Origin of the sequence: Citroniella saccharovorans (assembly GCF_035481615.1) — a bacterium.
In the GTDB taxonomy this organism is placed as follows: domain Bacteria; phylum Bacillota; class Clostridia; order Tissierellales; family Peptoniphilaceae; genus Citroniella; species Citroniella saccharovorans.
In genome coordinates this window covers 381,045-400,410 of the sequence record NZ_JAYKOT010000001.1, presented here as the reverse complement: position 1 = coordinate 400,410, position 19,366 = coordinate 381,045, and the positions used below count along the sequence as shown (strand labels likewise).

The window sequence follows — 19,366 nt, the reverse complement described above, 5'->3', positions numbered from 1 at the left end:
TTATACCTCTACAAGCTCTCCCCTATAATATCTTGATGCCACTTTTAAACTAAGCGTATCGTCAATTTTAAGTCCCTCTCCTTCAAGTATAGCTTTAACCGTCTCATATGAATGATCCTCGCTATTATTTATCTTTGAAACATGTCCAAGATATACTTTTTCTCCATCTCCTCTTAAAAGATCCAAAAGTGCCCTTGCAGTTTCTTCATTTGAAAGGTGACCAAATTTTCCAGAAACTCTTCCCTTTAGTTTAGGACTATAAGGTCCATTAATTAGCATTTGTGGATCATAATTTGCCTCCAAGAAATATAGATTAGAATCTTTTATCCTATCCATCATACTGGAGTTTAATTCTCCTGTGTCAGTTATATAAGAAAGTTTTTTATTTTTTTCATAAAATGCAAAGCCAATCGCTTCCTTACAATCATGCTTTAAGCCTATTGTTTCAATATCTACTCCAAGTACCTCGTTTAAGCTATTCGTCTTTAGAAATCTAATATTTTTTTCTGAAACTTTTCCTATGAATTTACTTATTTCCATATGAGTCTTTTCATTGGCATAGATTGGAATATTGAATCTTCTCGAAAGAATCCCAGCCGCACTTGAATGGTCCTTGTGCTCATGGGTTAAAAGTATGGCATCAATTTGAGACATCTTTTCATCTATTGATTCTATTTCTTTTTGTATAAATCTTCCAGATAAGCCTACGTCTATTAAAAATTTTTTCCCACTTAATTCAATGTATGAACAGTTACCACTTGAACCAGATCTAATTGAACAAAATTTCATAATTAAATATCTCCTCAATATATATTATATCATTAAGATTTTTATTTTAAACTATTAGTAAAATGTTGGTATATGGGTATATAAAAAATTATATAGAAATTAATTTTATTTTGTTTCTATTTTCTATTATAAATTTATTTTAAACTTAAGCGTAATTTGTATAAGGGGAGTAGCCTATAAAGCGCCAATCCGTCAGTACGGAATTTTTCCCGGTTGGCCCCAATTTTTGGAGAGCGAGACCTTACTCAAAAGTCCAAATTTTTTAATGGAGGTATTTTATGAATTGGTTTACCAAAACTACACTAGAAATTGAAAAAGAGCTTTCTAGTAACCTTAAAGAAGGACTTTCAAGCGAGGAGGCTAGTAAAAAACTTGAAAGTTATGGTAGAAATGAATTAGAAGAAACAGAAAAAAGGTCCATCTTCTCAAAACTTAAAGATGAATTTAAAGACCCCTTAATAATTATTCTTATACTTGCTGCACTCATTTCTTTTTACTTAAAAGATTTTATTGAAGGAGTTATTATCTTAGCTATAGTTATTATTAACGCAGCTCTTAGTATCTATCAAGAGGGAAAGGCAGAAGAAGCTATTGACTCACTTAAAAAAATGTCTTCACCCAATGCGAAAATTCTTAGAGATGGAAAAATAAAATCTATTCCTTCAGAAGAAATTGTCCCTGGGGATATAGTCCTACTTGAAACTGGGGATATAGTTCCTGCTGATACTAGATTAATAGAAAGTTCAAATCTTAAAATTGATGAATCTTCTTTAACTGGAGAATCTGTACCAGTAGAAAAAGAAGCGATCGATATAACTGATCCCCATCTTGAAATTGGAGATAGAAAAAATTACTGCTATTCTTCAACTATTATTTCTTATGGCAGGGCTAAGGGGATAGTTACTGAAACTGGGCACAAAACTGAAATTGGTAAAATTGCATCTTCTCTTTTAAAAGTTGAAGATGAAGAAACTCCCCTACAAAAAAAATTAAACCAACTTTCAAAATTACTTGGAATTATTATCGTTGGAATTTGTTTAATAGTTCTAGTCGTTGGTCTAATTTATAAGCATGAAGCCTACCAAATGTTTTTAACAAGTATTTCACTTGCTGTTGCAGCTATACCTGAAGGTTTAGCCGCAATTGTTACAATTGTTCTTTCACTTGGAATGACTAGAATGGCAAAAAGAAATGCCATTGTAAAAAGACTACTTGCAGTTGAAACACTAGGTACTACAACAACTATTTGTACAGACAAAACTGGAACTCTAACTCAAAACGAAATGACTGTTAGAAAGGCATATCTTGACCACAAAGTTCTCGATGTTGAAGGGATAGGATATGAACCGGTAGGTAAAATTAAATATAGTGGAAATAATGCTAGCGAAGAAGATTTTCCTTCCCTATATACCCTAATGACAATTTCAAGTCTTTGTAACGATGCAAAGCTAGAAAGAGAAGATGAAAAATATAAAATAATAGGAGATCCTACAGAAGGAGCCTTAATAACTTTTGCCGGCAAGAAAAATTTAGAAAAAAATAAGCTAGAAGAAAAATATCCAAGGGTTTCTGAACTTCCTTTTGATTCAAATAGAAAAATGATGACAAGTCTGCACAAAGGTTTTATTGATGGTAAAATTTCTTCCTTTACAAAAGGAGCTCCTGATATTGTCCTTGAAAGATGCAGTAAAATCCTTATAGATGGAAAAGTTATGCCAATAAGTGAGAATGATAAAAAGGAAATTTTAGAAAATAATAAATCCTTTGCTCTTTCTGCTCTTAGAGTCCTTGCCTTTGCTTTTAAAAATTTTGACTCCATGCCAGATGACATTAGCGAAGAAAATTTAGAAAAAGATATGATATTTGTTGGACTTTTAGGAATGATTGACCCAGCGAGAGAAGAAGCTATTGAAGCAATCGCTAGATGTAAAAAGGCTGGAATTAGAACAATTATGATTACAGGTGACCATCTTGACACTGCTTTTGCTATTGGAAATAAACTAGGAATTGCCGATTCCATTGATGAGGCTATAATGGGCAGAGAATTAAATAAAATGTCTGATGAAGAAATAAGGCAAATTGTAAAAAAGAAAAATATATTTGCCAGAGTTTCTCCTGAAAACAAGGTTCAAATAGTAACTGCTCTTAAAGAAAATGGCGAGATAACCGCAATGACTGGGGATGGAGTAAATGATGCTCCAGCTATTAAAAAAGCGGATATTGGAATTTCTATGGGAATCACAGGAACAGACGTTGCTAAAAATACAAGTGATGTAATCCTAACTGATGATAATTTTAAAACTATAGTCGATGCAGTTGAGGAAGGAAGGATAATTTATTCAAATATTAAAAAATTTGTTTCCTATCTACTATCTTGTAATATAGGTGAAGTTTTAATAATTTTCATCTCCATTATATTAAATATTCCCCTACCTCTTACAGCCATTCAGCTTCTTTGGTTAAATTTAGTAACCGATTCTTTTCCTGCTATGGCTCTTGGATTAGAAAAAGGAGAAGAAGATATTATGGAATTAAGTCCTAGGGATCCTGACGAAGCAATTATCGATAAAAAATCTGCACTAACAATTGGACTTCAGTCTATATCTATAACAATAGCTACTCTTGGAGCATATTTTTATGGAATGAATGTTTATGGTGTAGATTCTATTGAATCTAGAATGATGTCTTTTACAACTCTTATAGTATGTGAATTATTAAGAGCTTATTCTAGTAGGTCAAACCATCTTACTTTAAGAAAAATTGGCGTATTTTCCAATAAATCAATGGTCTATGCTAGCATATTTTCATTTGCCCTACTCCTATTAGTTCTTTATATTCCATTTTTAAATAATATATTTAAAGTAAGTTCTCCTTCATTAAGTGACTGGATAGTAATTCTTTTATTTGCTATAATTCCAGTTGCCATAGGAGAATTAAGAAAGGCTATAAAAAATAAAAAAAGATTTCAATTAAAAATCTAACCATTAAAATAATAGTATAAAAACTAGCTATAAGCTAAGTTGCTAAAAACCAGCGTCTTAAGTGCGCTGGTTTTTACTTTTTCCAAAGCTAACTAATTTTTCCTCTTTAGCTAGCTTTGAAAGACCTTTTTCATATTCTTTTAGCTAAAAGCTCATATTTTTATGCTCATTTTATCTATTCCTATCTCGCATTTCTTCTATTAACTTATATGTTTTTTTCTTTGCTTTTTTTAATCTCACCCTACTTGCATTTTAAGTTTATATGCCTGTAAAAATCATAAAGGCTCTTTCTCTTTTTAGAAGTCCCATAAAATTTGATATAAATATTTTTTATAAAATGCTTAGAAAATATATATAGAATCTATATTAAATCCTATTTTCATCTATTTTTTGCTATAAAGATAATATGATATTTCTAAATAAACTTTATATGTAATTATAAAATTAAATTTTGATTAATATAAGCCATCTACTGTCGTTTTATCTAAATAGGATAGTTTAGATCCCTAAGTGATTTTATATCTATACTATTATGCTTATCCAAAAAGTATTTGATTTTTAATCTCGCAAGTATTATTTACTAAGAGGCCTTTATTTTACAAAAAAAAGCAAGCTATAAAAAGCTTGCTTTAATTTATATTTTTTAAAAATATTTATTTGATATCATTTACAATCCCCATAAAAAGAATTTCTCCATCATACTCTATAAAGAATAAAAATGGTCTATCAAAAACTAGTTCAATCATTTCTCTTTGGGCAGGAGCAGACATCATTTCCATGCCTATAAGTGTAGCTGCCCCAGCTTCAGTTCCAGTTTCGTTGAATGAAATAAATGTTTTATGGATAATATCAGATACTTTTAACTTCTCATCAGATATTTTAGAAAAATCAGCTTCATTTGAAAAAATATTCTCAATTCCCATATTTTCAAATATTTCCTTCAAGTCGCCCTTATATTCAAAGTCAAATTTAGGGATTTTTACTGTTAAATCGGCGTCTTCTCTGCTTTTACTTATAAATTCAGATATTTTTTCTCTACTTAGTAGGCCTAATTTATCCTCTATTTTTCCTTCTTTTGCCATAAGACCAATAAAGTTCGCTCCAGATAGATATTCTTTTTTAAAACCTTTAAAATCATCATTTTCAAGATAATATTTTTCTGATGAAACTAAAAAATCACATTCCTTTTCTTCCTTAGCTTTAAAGATTAGTTTTTGGATATCATCTTTAGTATATTTCTTTTGCCACTCATCATTAAAATAAAGTGTATTTATTAGAAGCATTCTTAACTCTTCATCTAAGTCATCTAGCATTTTATCAATCTTGCCATTTGTTCCTTCACTTACCCAAGAATTAATCTTTTCAAGTGTAGATTTATCAAAAGGCTCCTTAAATACTTCCCCAGAACTTTCTTTTAAATAATCTTCTTTTACACTAAAATTATTCTTTATCCAAATTGAATTTAAAGATTTAAAGCTAGGATCTATTTCATAATAATCTTTATTTTCATCTATATTTTTTTGGATTTTTTTCGCCTATATTTTTCGCTCTATTACTAATAGTATCTACATCGCCGCCAAGTAGTTTTTCAATTTCTTTTAAACTTTCTCCCTCAGCTCCCTTAGCTAAAAGCAAAAGAGCCTCATTTATAGAATATGGAGAAACGAGTAAGTTTTCGCCTTTTTTTCTTTTTTGTTTCCCTTTCTAAAATGTTTATTGGGTAGTAGTCTGAACTCATAAATACTTCTCCTTTATTAGAATTATTATCATTTTCAACAGTTTTATTTTCATCTTTTCCATTCTTATCTTTATTATTTTGACAAGAAGCCAAAATAAATAAGGCAAGTATAATATATATTATTTTTGTCTTTTTCATATATAATGCCTCCTTTTATTTCTAAGTATTATTTTATCATAATAAATAAAATTTCGCAAAAAATTTTTAAGCCTTATGATAAATTGGGTATATATATGTAGGAATTAAAATTTAAATGGAGGTATTAATTATGACAAGACAAACTAAAATGGGAGATAGTAATTTAACTTTAAAAGGTGAAGAATTAAAAGCCGGAGACAAACTTTCTTTTCAAGCTGTAGATAAGGATATGAATGCTTTTAATCTGGATGAGATAAAAGAGGATATCAAATTTATATCTGTTGTTCCTTCTTTAGATACAGGCGTATGTAGTCTTCAAACCCAAAGATTTAATGAAGAAGCTAAAAAATATGAAGGCAAAGTACGTTTTATAACTCTATCTAAGGATCTTCCTTTTGCAGCAGATAGATTTTCTAAAGAAAATTCAATTGAAAATCAAACTCTTGTTTCTGACTATAATAAAGGAGAATTTGGAGAAAAGAGCGGATTTTTAATCAATGAATTAAATCTTTTAAATAGAGGTATAATTATTTTAAACAAGGATAATGTTGTAGAGTATGTAGCATATAATGAGCAAAATACTGATCCTGTAGACTTTGATAAGGCTTTAGAAAAATTAGATGAATTAGTAAAATAGGCTATTTTAATGAATATGAACTTAGATGATCTGAAAAAGAAAGTGTCTTTTAAAAAGAGTTTTTTAACCATCATAATAGTTTGGTGCTTCAAACTTTTTTTAGATTTAAATAATGAAAATTTTTCTTTTAAAAATTTTATTATTAATACACTTGCACTTATAATTTCTTTTGTTTTGTCCTTTTATTTTGTCAGTGACAAATCTTTTGAGGATCTAAATGTTTCAAGATTTGCGTCTATGGTTCTACCCATAACTCTTTTAGCTTTATTTTTAGTAAATTTAATTATTTAAAATTTTTTAGTCCCATACTTTTGTATGGGATTAGACTGTTGACAAAGTGGCAAAATCCAAAAGGTACGCTGCATACGAAAGAAATTGTAAGAAATTCAAATTGAAATAATTCGCCCGTAAATCGCACTGTTTGAGCGTTAGCGAGTTTGCGATTTACAGGATTATGAGATTTAGAATTTTGGGGTTTCTGCAGTCGGATAAGCGTTTTTGGATTTTGTCTACACTCTGGTCCCATACTTTTGTATGGGATTTTTAATTTAAAAGAAAAATTAATAAAAAGCATAAAAACAGTCTAACTTCTTAAGTTTTATAGTATAATAGACTTTGGAGGAATTTAAATTGAAAAGGATAAAGGAATTTTTTGCAATAAATAAATTATATATATATACTTTTTTAATCTTATGCTTTATTATTTCCTTTTTCTATGGTTTTTCAAGTTATGGGTATTTTTTTAGAAATACCTTTGATTCTTATTTAAAAAATTTTCAAAAAGAAGATATGATGGTATTTTCTTCCTATGGCTTTGACAAGGAAGAATTTGACCTTATAAATAAAGATTCTAAATTGGAATATGTAAGTTCACTTAGAACTATAGATGTTAACATAAAGGACACTAACCTAATATTAAATGTTGAATCTATGCCAGAGTCCTGGGTTAAGTATGAACTAATTGAAGGTAAGTTTCCTTCTTCCAGCGGAGAAATTGCCATAGAGAAAATAAAAAATAATAATTATAAAATAGGCGATAAGATTAGCTTGGTAAAAAGAGGGGCTTTTTCTTCTCTTAGGCTAAAGATTGAAGAATTTACCATTTGCGGCTTTATTTCATCTCCTCAATCTATTTTAGCAGAAGGTTCAGCATCTTCAATTATTTCAAATTCTAAAATAGATGGATATGGATTAATTATTGATGATGATTTTAATATTAGCTATGATAATCTTTTAAAATTAAAATACAAAGATACTGAAGACCTTTCATATTTTTCTACTGATTATAAGGCTATTAATGATTCTAGAAGTTTAAATTTTTTGGAAGAAAGTGAGAAGTTAAAAGCAGTTAAGAAAACAAAGGTAGAGAAAAATCTAAAAGACCTTTCTTCTAATCTAGAAAAAGAAATTGTTAGGCTGGATAAAAAATTAAAATCTGACAAGGAAAGTCTAAAAACTAATCAAGATAATCTGAAAAATGAAAAAACTAATTATGATAAAAAAGAAAAGGCCTTCAAAGATAAGCTAAATAAAGCTTATGAACTTGAAAAGAATGGAAAAAAAGAGCTTGAAAAGCTTCAAACATCTCTTGATGAAAGCAAGAAGAAACTTTCAGAAAGTCAAAAGCTTTTTGAAGAAAGTAAGGATAAATTCAAGGAAAAAGATGATGAGCACAATGCACTTGAAAAAAAGATAATAGAAAATGAAGACGACTATAATTCTAAATCCACAAGCTACAAAAACTCTATTCAAGAAAAAAACCAAGATATAAGCTCCTATAAAAAAATTATTCAGAAGAATAATCAAAATCTAGGTAGCTTAAAGATACAATATGCTCTTACTTTTTCTAAAAATAAAAATCTTCAAAAAAGAATTATGGACCTTAATGGAGAAAATGGAAGGCTAAATGCTCAAATAACTTCATTGCAAAATGAAATAAGTCAATTAGAGAACCAGTTAAATGGGCTTGTTAGTGTATTAGATGAGATAGAAAAAGATAGACTTACACTTAATTCTCTTAAAGATGAATTGGCTACTCTAGAAAAAAATTTAAAAGATAGGGAAAAAGAATTATCAGATGATAAGTCTAAGAATGAGGACTTAAGTAAGAAGTTAGAGGAATATAAAAAAGATTTAAAGGAATCTACTGAATTTCTAAGGGATAAAAAAGATAAGGAAGAAAAAGATTTAAAAGACTTGAAGGAAAAACTCGATAAAAATAAGCTTATCTACGAAGAAAAAAATTGCAAGTCTTAAAAAATCTATAGATGAAGACACCTATACTATTAATTCCAACAAGAAAACTATTCCTGAAATAAAAAAGGAATTAGAAGAGGGGATAAATCCAGTTTACAATGTTATTTCTACTTCTTCTCTTGGCCAAATTGAGCATATATTCAATATAACCAAGAGAATTGATAGTGAGTTTTTTGCTATACCATTTTTAATCCTTCTAATATTTGGATTTGGACTATTTGAATTTTTGCTTAGAAAAGAAGAAATAACTGATTTTACTACCGGTGGAAAGACTAAGGCTATAAAACTTATTATAAGCTTACTTTTAAGTTTAATTTGCTCTATTTTTATAAGCTATCTAATACAAATCTTCCTATTTAACTTAAATGGTGGATCTAAACTTTTAAATTATAGCAAAATAACCCTATCCTTCCACTTATTAATAAGCTTAATCCCACTTATATCCATTATTCTTGCTATTTTTATAAATACAAGAAAGAAAGACTTTAAAAAGAATTTTATGAAAAGAATTAGCCTAGATTTTTTAAGTCTAACAGTATTTTGCTTAAGTTTAACAGCTAGCTTGATCTTTGCAATTCTTTCAAAAGACTCAATAAAGCTGGGTCCAAACTATCAATATTCAAAGATAATAAGTCCAGACTCTTTTATAGATATATCTAATGAATCAGAAAAAAATACACAAATCTTAAACTACTTTTTAGATTCTGTTGCAAATACAAAAAGTAGAATGGACTATAGGGCTGACTCTGTAAATATTTCAAAAGCAGGATACCCAAATATAGACGCAAATATCTTTGTTTTTGAAAATGATAATGATGCAAATAAATTCTTTTCAATGGGAATTGAGGACTTTAAATTAAAAGACAATGAGATTGCTATTTCATCTGGGGCAGCTAATCTTATGGATCTTAATATAGCCGATGAAATTTATGTAATAAATTCTAAAAATAAGACTGGAAAATTTAAGATAAAATATATTTATACAAATTATATAGGAAACTACCTAGTAATAAATAAAGACGGCTTGGAAAAACACCTAAAAGACACTTACAGCCTAAAAAAAGCTGTAAACTTAAAGGATACTTCTGATTTTGCTATTAAAAACTATCTGGATAGAATATCTAAATATGATTTTCTAGGTGCAGTTACTACATCAGAAATATTACAAGGAAAAGTTGAAGAACAGATTAAACCTTTCCTAGATCTATATGATTTCTATATTTTATTTATATGTTTTGCTCTTAGCATATTTGTAATAGTTAAATCAAATAGAATTTATAAGGGTAAGGAAAACATAGAAAAGTTAAGCATTAAAATAATCCTTTCGGCAATTCTTTCAGTTTTCCTAGCCTACGGCCTAATTAAATTAAAGTTTAGAGTTAAAACTTATGACAATATAAATCTTGTAAAAGATTTAAATCCTTTAAATTTTATAATGCCTATTATCTTTGTATCGGCTTTTTTAGGAATTGTAATTCCTATTATAAAAGCTAGGCACGAAAAAAACACCTAAAAGTATATTTAAAACTTTTAGGTCAAGTTGTTGACAAAGTAGCAAAATCCAAAAGCTAGCGATCCATACGAAAGAAATTGTAAGAAATTTAAATTGAAATAATCCGCCCGTAAATCGCACTGTTTGAGCGTTAGCGAGCTATCGATTTACAGGATTATGAGATTTAGAATTTCGGGGTTTCTGAAGTCGGAAAAGCGTTTTTGGATTTTGTCTACACTCTGACCTTTTAGGTGTTTTTATTTTTGATATAAATTTATTATATATAATTTATTCTTCGATAATCTTATTTTCTAATAGGAATTTTATAAAATCATTAACATCCCTTCTTATTTGATCCTCATAACCCTTATACTTATTCGCTAAGATTTGGTTAATTTCCTTCTCCTCTTTTCCCTTTAATATTAGATTAAAAAAGTCTTATCCCGATTCATCTAACTCATAATTTTTACTTTACTACGCTATCAGATATTAGAGTTTTGTCATTCATAGAAATATAAGAAATATTTTTAGATATTTTCATAGATTATCCACCTACTTTATTTTTAGAGCCTTTCCATCTTTTAACTCATAGACCGAGTCGCAATACTCTAAAAAATTCATATTGTGACTAATAGAAAGAACAGTTATATTTTTTTCTGAAACTAGTCTTTTTATATTTTCCTTAAGAATATTCTCTGTTTTTTTATCTAGGTTAGCTGTAAGTTCATCGAGTAGATAGACGCTTTTCCCCCTTAAAAGAGCTCTAGCAAATGCAAGTCTATTTTTCTCGCCACCACTCATCATCTTTCCAGCTTCACCTATATCTGTATCCAATCCATTTTCTAGCTTTTCTATAAAATTATCTAAACAAGAAAGTCTAATAGCTTCGTTAATATCTTCATCCCTTAAGTCCTTTTTAACAATCATTAAATTATCCCTTATGCTGCCAGGAAAGAAAAATAAATCTTGAGAAACTTTTGTAATCTCATCTCTTATTGAGAACCTAGAAATTTCACTTAAATCTACTCCATCAACTAAAATTTCACCATCATCATAGTCGTAAAATTTTAATAGTAAATCAATGATAGTCGTCTTGCCAGCTCCACTTTCACCTACTAGAGCTGTCCAATGTCCCTTTTTAATCTCAAAACTTAGATTATTTAGCACCTTTCTATCTTTATAAGAAAAACTTAAGTTATTTATAGAAATTGTATCTTCAAATTTAAATTCTCTACTATCATTTTCACTACTTTCCCCCTTAAGATAAAGGTATGAAAGCATTTCTTTAAATTCTGCATTCTCTTTTGCTAAATCAATTCTACTTCTAAAAACTTCATCAACAGTTGCATAAAGATATGAAACAAGACCTATAATTTGAATAAGACTACCAATTGAAAGACTTACTCCACTTGATGAAGATATAATATAAGCTCCAACGCCAAAAGTTAGTCCTGTAAATAAAGCCTTTAAAAATCCACTAACCCAAATACCTGTTAATGAGTCAAAAGCGGCTACCTTTCCCCAGATAGAGACAATTTTTAAATTCTCTTTTTTTACTTCATCAAGCTTTTGGTGCTCTAGCCTATATGCTTTTATTAATTCTATTCCTTTAAAAATATCAGCCCTAATTTGAGCAATTTTAGCATTGGAAGATATAGCAACTTCAATATTTTCAGAAATGCTATCTGAAATTTTATTTACTGGATAAAAGGCCAGAGGAATAAAAAGTATCTGAATAATAGCTAGTTTCCAAGATATAGAAAAAATAATAGCGTAGATAAAAATTAGAATAATAATACTTGCATAGTATTTAGGAAGAATAGATACATAAAAATTCACATATTGTACAGCTTCCTTACTAGCATAAGTTAAAAGTTCAATAGAATTATTAGTATCAAAGAAAGTTATTTTTTGATCCATTAAATTTTTAGTAATCTCTATTGAAATTTCATTTCCCTTATTTCTTGCAAATTTTATAGTTAAGTAGTTAAAAATAGTCTGTAAAAGAATATTAATAAAAGGAATACTCACAAATAAAATAATCCCAAAAATAATATTCTTATAATCTTTTGATGGGATATATTCATCAATTGTTCTTTTCATAATAAGTGGTGGCAAAAGATTTATGCCTGTTATAATAACTATGATAAAAAAAGAAATTATACTCCACTTTTTGATTTGTTTGTCTTTGTATATAAATTTATTCTTCATCTAATCTAACAAGCCCTTTCTGGAAGTACAAAATTCATCTGATATTTTAAAAATATCTGAATTCTCGTTAATATTACTTGCTAAGCATGTGTAACATTCTTCTTTGATATTACAATTTTTACACTTATCAAAATGATTTTTATTGATACTTCTAATTATTTTTAAAAAGTGAGATGTATTCCAAATATTCTTTAATGATTTTCCCCTAATATTTCCACATGAAGTATTAAAGAAAGTACATGGAAATACATTTTCGTAAATGTCTATACTGATAGATTTTCTAACAGCTGAACATAAAAAGCCTTAGCTATAAATCTAATATTATTATAACATCTATTATATTTGTGTTGGCATCTTAAAGTATTTAGTATTTTTTATATTAGATCTAGGACTTTCTTTTCCTTTCCTATTTGTTTTTTAGTTAAGTAGTTAAAAATAGGCTGTAAAATAATATTAATAAATGGTTTATAAATAATAGTATATTTTATTAGAAATCTAAAAATTTTTTACCTATCTCATAAACTAAAAAAAGGTAAGTAGGGGATGCTTTATAAGATATAAGAAAACTCCATACTTACCTTTTTTTATTCTAATTTTTAAATTTTTAATAGTTAACTAGCTTATTTTTCGTATTCTAATATATCTCCTGGCTGACAATCTAACGCTTCACATATTTTTTCTAGGGTTGAAAATCTAATGGCTCTAGCTTTCTCATTTTTTAAAATAGAGATATTTGCCATAGTTATACCAACTCTTTCTGATAACTCTGTAACGCTCATTTTCCTTTTTGCCAACATAACATCTAAATTTACTCTAATAGCCATTATATTATAAAATCACTTTCTTCTTTTAGCTCAACAGCAAGTGTGTAAAGCTTTTTAATAATTGAGGATATCATAGCAAGTGCTAAAAATCCAAGTTCTGCGATTAATAGTGAAATCATTGCAGCTGATATAGGTACTCTTTTTATAATTACTAATAAGAGGGTTACTAGATATAAAAAAGCTCCAATTGCAGAAGAATATTTTATTATATCGAACTCTCTAATTGCCTTTCTGTCAAATTTTCTTTCTTTTTCTATAATATTTAATAATTTAAAGGTACTATAAATTATAAGCCCAACAGGAACTAAACTTATATATACTATAATTAGAAAGAAATTTTTATAAGAAGAAAAGTCCCTATACTTTAGGGCAAGTCCCTCAGCTATCTCAGGCATTATAAAAATCGCTACATAAATAACTGTTAGAAGGATCATCACAAGCACTGCTCTTAAAAAGTTTAATTTTTTCATATCTAAATCTTTCTTAAAACTAATCACTTATCTCATCTTCATTCAAAGCTGAAGCATGATAAGAGCTTCTTACAAATGGAGAGGATTCAACTCTTTTAAAGCCAAGTTCAAGTCCTATCCTTTTATATTCTTTAAATGTATCTGGGGTAATATATTCTACAACTTCCATGTGCTTAGTTGATGGTTGTAAATATTGTCCTATAGTTAACATATCGCAGTCAATTTCTCTTAAATCTTTCATAAGTCCAACAACCTGATCAAAAGTCTCTCCAAGTCCAACCATAATGCCAGATTTGGTAACTAGTCCTTTTTCCTTAGCGTATCTTAAAACTTCAATTGAGTTTTCATAATTTGATTGAGGACAAATTTCTTTGTGAAGCTCTTTTACAGTTTCCATATTGTGATTTAAAACTTCAGGTTTTTCATCTAAAACTATATCTAAAAGCTTATGGGAAGCGTGAAAATCTGGTATAAGCACTTCAACAGTTGTATTTTCGTTAAGCTCCCTTATTTTTCTAATACAATCTCTAAAATGACCTGCTCCCTCATCCTCTAGATCATCTCTATCTGGAGAAGTTAGTACAGCATGTTTTAAACCTAATGTCTTTACCGCTTCTGCTACGTGTAGAGGCTCTTCACTATCTAGTGCAGCTGGCCTTTTTGTCTCAACATTGCAAAACTTACAATTTCTTGTACAAACATTTCCCATAATCATAAAAGTTGCAGTTCTCATTTCATAACATTCCATTTTATTGGGACAGTTTGCAGCCTGGCAAACTGTATTTAGTCTCATTGTTTTGAGAACTTTTTCAACTCCATCTTGATTTTTTGAACCCTTGATTTTTAATTTAATCCATTCTGGTTTCTTTCTCAATTTTCTCTCCTATTCTAAGAAGATCTTCTACAAAATCTTCCATTTTTAAACCTACTATAAATTTTTCTATATCAATATCTTTAAGAGCATATTCTATGCCTTCTTTTGAATAATCTGATCCAATAAGTTTTTTTTCTAATTCAGAAACATCTTGAATTTCAAAAAAATCTCCAAAAATTCTTATATCCATAATCTTCCCATCTTTTAAAAGTAACTTATAGTCGTAAAGACCTGAGTCTCTTTTATTAGAGTAGGAGATATATTTTTTAAAATCTTTTCCGAAATTCCACTCGTCACTTCTAAACCTATCAAGATATTTACTAGCTTTTTCAATTATTTCATCGTCAACTTCTATAATCTTGTCTATCTTATAATAGTCAATTATATATGAACTTAATCCTTCCATAAATTCATCAATAGAGATTCCATTTAAGTATTCCTTGATAGTTCCTATTCTTGAAACGTGAGACTTAACTGCTTTTTTTTGAAATTTAATTGGCCTTGAAACCATAGATGCCTTTATACTTTCAAGGTCCACATCAAAAAGAAGGGTTCCATGATGAAGGGTAGCTCCATTGATCTTATACTGAGCATTTCCAGATATTTTCTTTCCATCTATTAGTATATCATTTCTGCCAGAAAATGTTGCATCAAGTCCAAGGGATTTTAAATACATAACTACAGGCTTTGCAAAAAGGCTAAAAGAATTACCCTTTAGAAAGTCCTCCCCCTAGCTATAAAAGTATATTGCATATTGCTAGGATCTGTATAAACCGTTCCCCCACCAGAAAGTCTCCTAACGATTTGTATATTTCTTTTTTGTGCTTCAGGAATATCTATTTCCTGATAAACATCTTGATTTTTACCAAGAAGTAAAGTTTTTTCATTTCTCCAAAGAGAATAAACATCCTCCTTTGTATCTCTTAAAAAAAATTCTTCTATTGCGTGATTTAAACAAGGATCTGTATTTTTGTTAATTAAATATATCATAAATATTCACCTAAAAAGTAATCTAATATTTTTCCTTCAAAACTATTTTCTTGAATAAGTCCAAGATCAAAAACTATGCCTAGGGCTTTCTTCTTTTCATCTTCAAAGGCTTCAACAAGTCCATCTTGAGAATATATAAGCGGCTTTAAATTTCTTCCAAGTTTACTAATTCCGCCCCTGTGCTCTGATCTTACAAAAGTTCTTTTTTCTCCTATTTTTTTTGAAAAAGAATAAGATTTTATGTCTATAAAATGATAGGACTCACTTGTTATGTCTTCAATTATATGGCTTACAGCTTCCTTACATTCATTTTTTATAGACTCAATCATCTCTCCTCCATAAAAAGCATTAAGAGCAAAAGCCCCTCTTTCTAGTCCTAAAATAGGTTTATTTAAAGTAGCCATCTTCTCAATTAATTTCATATTGAAAAAATCTCTATCTAAATTATAAGCTTCTATCTGATACTTAGAGTCTTTACCATAAATAACCGGACATAAGTCTCCCTTACCACAAATAATAATTGCATCTAAAAAATTACAATATTCACTTATAAATTTATCATCTAAGGTAAAGGGAATTAAATAGGATAGGTAATTTTTACCTTTTATATTCTTTAATATCCTATCTTCTATTTCATAAGACTGTCTATGAGATCTAATTCTTCTATCAAGGGCTATTCCAATTTTCTTATTCACCATATCCTCCTAAAAAGCTTTTAAAAATTTTATTAAAATCTTCTTCTAGGTGAAGTCTTTCAGGATGGAACTGGGTAGCAAGAAACTTCTTGTAGTCTTTAAGTTCAAAGCCTTCAACTATTCCATCAGGACTTTTACAATTTATAGCTATACCCTCCCCTAGATTTTTTACTGCTTGGTGGTGGATAGAATTAACTCTAAGCTTTTCCTTTCCAAGTATCTTATATAGAAGGGAATCTTTATTAATATAAACATAATGATAAACTTCATCTATAAAAGGATCTTTTTCTTTTTTTGTGTGGATAGATTCAGTAAATCCACTTTTTACAAGATCTTGATAAAGACTTCCTCCTCTTAAAACATTTACTAATTGAAGGCCCCTACAAATCGCCAAGATGGGTAGGTTTCTTTTAATTGCCCCTTCAAAAAGTCTAGCTTCAAACAAATCTCTCTTATCGTGAAAGTCCATTTCAGTTACTACATAATCGTCATACATAAGTGGGCAAATGTCTATTCCTCCTGAAAGAATAAGACCATCAGATAGGTCAAGATAGGAATTTACTTTTTCTTCATCTTCTTCTATGCCTATAGGAAGCGGCAAGGCTCCAGCATTTAAAACTGCATTTGTATAAGCATTATCTATTCTAACTATATCCTCTTTATCTCCAAAAGAATAACTACAAGAAATTAATATTTTATTCATCTTCACCCGCCATCTTAACCAGCTTAATAATAGATAAATCTTCTAAATTGTATAAATAAAAAGTACCATCTTCATATAGGGCAAATGACTTACAACAATCCTTTGGAATGGAAGTAGAACCAGGATTTAGTACCAAAATCTTATCCTTTTCTAATCTTTTTACATGAGTATGACCATAGAAAAAACCATCATAACCCTTTGACTCAGCTCCACTAATCTCACTATTTATATTTTTTCTATGACCATGACTTAATAGGAATTTAAAATTATCAAATTCAAGTAAAAGATATTTGTCTTCAATTTTCTTTGCTGTAACCATCTCATCTACTTCACTATCACAATTTCCCTTAATAAAAATGAACCTATCATCATTTTTTATAAGCTCTGCAAGACTTTTTGGATCATATCCATCCGGTAAGTCATTTCTTGGTCCATGATAAAGCACGTCCCCTAAGTGCAATATATAATCTGCATCTTCTAAAAAATCATAAGCCTTTTTAAAATCACCAAAAGCTCCATGACTATCACTTATTATGCCAATTTTCATATTATCTCCATTTTCTAAAACTATTCTGCTATTTCAATATTATATTTTTTTAAAATCGGTTTATATCCTTCTAAAACAAAATCATCTAACTCAAGGTCGTAAAATCCCTTATCATTTTTAATAGAAAATCTTGGATTGGATTTATTTTCTTTTAAAATTTCTATATTCTCATCCGATATAATCTCTTTTAAAATTTCTATATGGCGATCATATATGTGAAGATTTTGGGTAAAATGAACAAATCTTCCAGGTTTAAGGGAGGTTTCTTTTGCAATAATTAAAAGAAGAAGATAATATTGAATCTCATTTATACCTCCTGGAGAAGCTGCTGCAAGAAAATCTCCGCTTCTCTGAATAAGACTTAAATCCAAATATCCATCCTCCACAGTCCACATAGTCATAAAGGCGCAAGGAATAAGAGTCATCTTGTGTAGGTCTGTAAAATCAATAAGACTTGTAAAATGTCTTCTGTTAAGCGGATTATTTTTAATATTGTAGATGAGCCTATCTATTTGGTCGGTTAATTCTTTGCTTTCGGGAGATATGAATTTTTTTGCAATTTGGTAGCCATAGCTGGTGCCAAGGCTTCCATCTTCATTTTTCCATTTATCCCAATAATTTACTCCATATTTCTCAGAAAATAAATTTACATCATTGGACTTATCCCTATAGATCCAAAGAATCTCTTTTAATCCACTTTCCCAGTAAATTCTCCTTATAGAAGTAAGTGGCACTTCCCCTCTTTCGTACTCGGTTATTATCTGGGGAATAAAAAGTGTGTAGGCGGCTTTTCCATCGCTCCACCTTGGCCTTACATCTTTAGAAATATCCTTTTCATTTATTCCTTCTTCTATTAGCCTTTTTGAAATATCTATAAAATATCTATCAGCCTTATTCATGGGCTTTTAACTCCAATAAAATACTTTCATCTATATCATTGAGGTCTAAAAAAGCCAACTCTTCATTTAAAATAATAGCTGGTATTCCTATAGTTTCTGTAGCTTTAACGCTTTCAAAAGCTTTTAAACTGTCCCTATAAAAAAGAAATCTCTTTAAGGCTCCTAAGGACTCAGAAATATCAAATTTAGCAAATTTTATTTCATTATCGTTTAAGTACTTCTCAAATCTAGGACAATCAGGACACATACTTGATGAAAACAAGTAAACTTTATTTTTTTTCACTTAAATCACCTCTTTTAAATAATACCCAAATCAATTACATTTTTTTCTTACATATTTCTATATTAACATATAAATTTACAAATATAAATACTTATATTATAATTAATATAGAGGTGATTAATATGAAACTAAAAGGTTCAAAAACAATGAAAAATTTAATGACAGCATTTGCTGGAGAATGTCAAGCAGCTATGAGATACATGTACTTTGCTAAGACTGCTGACAAGGAAGGATTCGTTCAAATTTCAAGAATATTTGAAGAAACTATGAGAAATGAACAAGCTCATGCAAAAAGATTATTTAAATATTTAAATGAAGAGCTTAAAGGTGAAGAAGTAGAAATTGAAGCTGCTTATCCAGTTCAATTAGGAAACACTAAAGAAAATCTTGAATCAGCTTATAAGGGAGAAAATTTCGAAGCCGAAAAAATGTATCCTGAATTTGCAAAAATTGCAGAAGAAGAAGGCTTTAAAGAAATCAGCCACACATTTACAGAAATTGGAGAAGCTGAAGAAGCACACGAAGCAAGATATAGAAAATTACACGATAATATTGTAAATGACCGTGTATTTAAAAGAGAAGAAAAAGTTAAATGGCTATGCCTTAACTGCGGATATATTCATGAAGGCAAAGAAGCTCCTGAAAAATGTCCAGCTTGTGACCACCCTAAAAAATACTTTGAATTATTTGTAGAAAATTACTAAAAGAAAAGAGCAGTGCTAAATGATAATCTTATCATAGCACAGCTCTTTTTTAATATCCTAATTTAAATCTCTTGAATAGATTTTGCACCATTTAAGTTAATAGAACATATTAAGCTTTATTTTGTATTCTACTTC

General features: G+C 29.0%; 21 protein-coding genes and 2 pseudogenes. 5 read left to right on the top strand and 18 right to left on the bottom strand.

Annotated elements, in window-relative coordinates; translation table 11 throughout:
- On the bottom strand, positions 1-789 hold the full coding sequence (locus VLK81_RS01895; protein ID WP_324618816.1) for an MBL fold metallo-hydrolase: 789 nt from the start codon (positions 787-789) through the stop codon (positions 1-3).
- 278 nt (positions 790-1,067) lie between these two features.
- On the opposite strand from VLK81_RS01895, the gene VLK81_RS01890 reads away from it, so the two are divergent.
- On the top strand, positions 1,068-3,770 hold the full coding sequence (locus tag VLK81_RS01890; RefSeq protein WP_324618815.1) for a calcium-translocating P-type ATPase, SERCA-type: 2,703 nt from the start codon (positions 1,068-1,070) through the stop codon (positions 3,768-3,770).
- 653 nt (positions 3,771-4,423) lie between these two features.
- Here VLK81_RS01890 and VLK81_RS01885 read toward each other — a convergent pair.
- From VLK81_RS01885 to VLK81_RS01875, 3 genes are read right to left on the bottom strand one after another with little or no spacing between them, the layout of a single operon-like run.
- Positions 4,424-5,257, bottom strand: coding sequence for a serpin family protein (locus tag VLK81_RS01885; protein ID WP_324618909.1), 834 nt, complete (start codon positions 5,255-5,257; stop codon positions 4,424-4,426).
- A gap of 19 nt (positions 5,258-5,276) precedes the next feature.
- On the bottom strand, positions 5,277-5,405 hold the full coding sequence (locus VLK81_RS01880) for a hypothetical protein (protein ID WP_324618814.1): 129 nt from the start codon (positions 5,403-5,405) through the stop codon (positions 5,277-5,279).
- Between the two features lie 7 nt (positions 5,406-5,412).
- Positions 5,413-5,646 carry a hypothetical protein gene (locus VLK81_RS01875; protein WP_324618813.1) on the bottom strand — a complete coding sequence of 78 codons (234 nt, stop codon included), beginning with the start codon at positions 5,644-5,646 and terminating at the stop codon, positions 5,413-5,415.
- 130 nt (positions 5,647-5,776) lie between these two features.
- Here VLK81_RS01875 and tpx point away from each other — a divergent pair, with 130 nt between their 5' ends.
- The 3 genes from tpx to VLK81_RS01860 all read left to right on the top strand — a co-directional run bounded on the left by tpx (position 5,777) and on the right by VLK81_RS01860 (position 10,052).
- Positions 5,777-6,283 (top strand): thiol peroxidase, encoded by a 507-nt coding sequence (gene tpx / locus VLK81_RS01870; RefSeq protein ID WP_324618812.1) that lies wholly within the window; start codon positions 5,777-5,779, stop codon positions 6,281-6,283.
- 630 nt (positions 6,284-6,913) lie between these two features.
- The gene (locus VLK81_RS01865) at positions 6,914-8,539 is read left to right on the top strand and encodes a coiled-coil domain-containing protein (protein WP_324618811.1); all 1,626 of its coding nucleotides are present in this window, start codon (positions 6,914-6,916) and stop codon (positions 8,537-8,539) included.
- Positions 8,540-8,765: 226 nt separating this feature from the next.
- Positions 8,766-10,052, top strand: a complete 1,287-nt coding sequence (locus VLK81_RS01860) for an ABC transporter permease family protein (RefSeq protein ID WP_324618810.1) — start codon at positions 8,766-8,768, stop codon at positions 10,050-10,052.
- 267 nt (positions 10,053-10,319) lie between these two features.
- On the opposite strand, the gene VLK81_RS09745 is transcribed toward VLK81_RS01860, so the two are convergent.
- From VLK81_RS09745 to VLK81_RS01805, 14 genes and pseudogenes are all read right to left on the bottom strand, one after another.
- Positions 10,320-10,454 carry a PqqD family peptide modification chaperone gene (locus tag VLK81_RS09745; RefSeq protein WP_378143042.1) on the bottom strand — a complete coding sequence of 45 codons (135 nt, stop codon included), beginning with the start codon at positions 10,452-10,454 and terminating at the stop codon, positions 10,320-10,322.
- 129 nt (positions 10,455-10,583) lie between these two features.
- Complete coding sequence (locus tag VLK81_RS01855; RefSeq protein WP_324618809.1) at positions 10,584-12,242, bottom strand: ABC transporter ATP-binding protein; 1,659 nt, start codon at positions 12,240-12,242, stop codon at positions 10,584-10,586.
- Positions 12,243-12,524 (bottom strand): annotated as a pseudogene (locus tag VLK81_RS09740) (SPASM domain-containing protein); the annotation flags it as partial.
- A gap of 338 nt (positions 12,525-12,862) precedes the next feature.
- Positions 12,863-13,066, bottom strand: coding sequence for a helix-turn-helix domain-containing protein (locus VLK81_RS01850; RefSeq protein ID WP_324618808.1), 204 nt, complete (start codon positions 13,064-13,066; stop codon positions 12,863-12,865).
- Positions 13,066-13,536, bottom strand: coding sequence for a DUF2975 domain-containing protein (locus VLK81_RS01845; RefSeq protein ID WP_324618807.1), 471 nt, complete (start codon positions 13,534-13,536; stop codon positions 13,066-13,068). Before VLK81_RS01845 ends, VLK81_RS01850 begins: the two co-directional genes overlap by 1 nt.
- A 19-nt stretch (positions 13,537-13,555) precedes the next feature.
- On the bottom strand, positions 13,556-14,410 hold the full coding sequence (gene lipA / locus VLK81_RS01840) for a lipoyl synthase (RefSeq protein WP_324618806.1): 855 nt from the start codon (positions 14,408-14,410) through the stop codon (positions 13,556-13,558).
- Positions 14,385-14,816, bottom strand: coding sequence for a lipoate protein ligase C-terminal domain-containing protein (locus VLK81_RS09735; protein ID WP_407651954.1), 432 nt, complete (start codon positions 14,814-14,816; stop codon positions 14,385-14,387). The genes lipA and VLK81_RS09735 overlap by 26 nt, the downstream gene beginning before the upstream one ends.
- Positions 14,814-15,104: pseudogene (locus VLK81_RS09730) on the bottom strand (lipoate--protein ligase family protein); the annotation flags it as partial. The pseudogene VLK81_RS09730 and the gene VLK81_RS09735, both read right to left, overlap by 3 nt.
- Positions 15,105-15,124: 20 nt before the next feature.
- The gene (locus VLK81_RS01830) at positions 15,125-15,400 is read right to left on the bottom strand and encodes a lipoate--protein ligase family protein (RefSeq protein WP_324618804.1); all 276 of its coding nucleotides are present in this window, start codon (positions 15,398-15,400) and stop codon (positions 15,125-15,127) included.
- Entirely contained in the window at positions 15,397-16,095 is a 699-nt protein-coding gene (locus tag VLK81_RS01825) for a gamma-glutamyl-gamma-aminobutyrate hydrolase family protein (protein ID WP_324618803.1), read from the bottom strand. The genes VLK81_RS01830 and VLK81_RS01825 overlap by 4 nt, the downstream gene beginning before the upstream one ends.
- Positions 16,088-16,798, bottom strand: a complete 711-nt coding sequence (locus VLK81_RS01820) for a gamma-glutamyl-gamma-aminobutyrate hydrolase family protein (protein WP_324618802.1) — start codon at positions 16,796-16,798, stop codon at positions 16,088-16,090. The genes VLK81_RS01825 and VLK81_RS01820 overlap by 8 nt, the downstream gene beginning before the upstream one ends.
- Entirely contained in the window at positions 16,791-17,345 is a 555-nt protein-coding gene (yfcE, locus tag VLK81_RS01815) for a phosphodiesterase (protein ID WP_324618801.1), read from the bottom strand. Before yfcE ends, VLK81_RS01820 begins: the two co-directional genes overlap by 8 nt.
- A 20-nt stretch (positions 17,346-17,365) precedes the next feature.
- Positions 17,366-18,244 (bottom strand): thymidylate synthase, encoded by an 879-nt coding sequence (locus VLK81_RS01810; RefSeq protein WP_324618800.1) that lies wholly within the window; start codon positions 18,242-18,244, stop codon positions 17,366-17,368.
- Positions 18,237-18,527, bottom strand: a complete 291-nt coding sequence (locus tag VLK81_RS01805) for a glutaredoxin domain-containing protein (RefSeq protein ID WP_324618799.1) — start codon at positions 18,525-18,527, stop codon at positions 18,237-18,239. Before VLK81_RS01805 ends, VLK81_RS01810 begins: the two co-directional genes overlap by 8 nt.
- Before the next feature lie 122 nt (positions 18,528-18,649).
- Here VLK81_RS01805 and rbr point away from each other — a divergent pair, with 122 nt between their 5' ends.
- On the top strand, positions 18,650-19,231 hold the full coding sequence (rbr, locus tag VLK81_RS01800; protein WP_324618798.1) for a rubrerythrin: 582 nt from the start codon (positions 18,650-18,652) through the stop codon (positions 19,229-19,231).
- Positions 19,232-19,366: the final 135 nt, after the last annotated feature.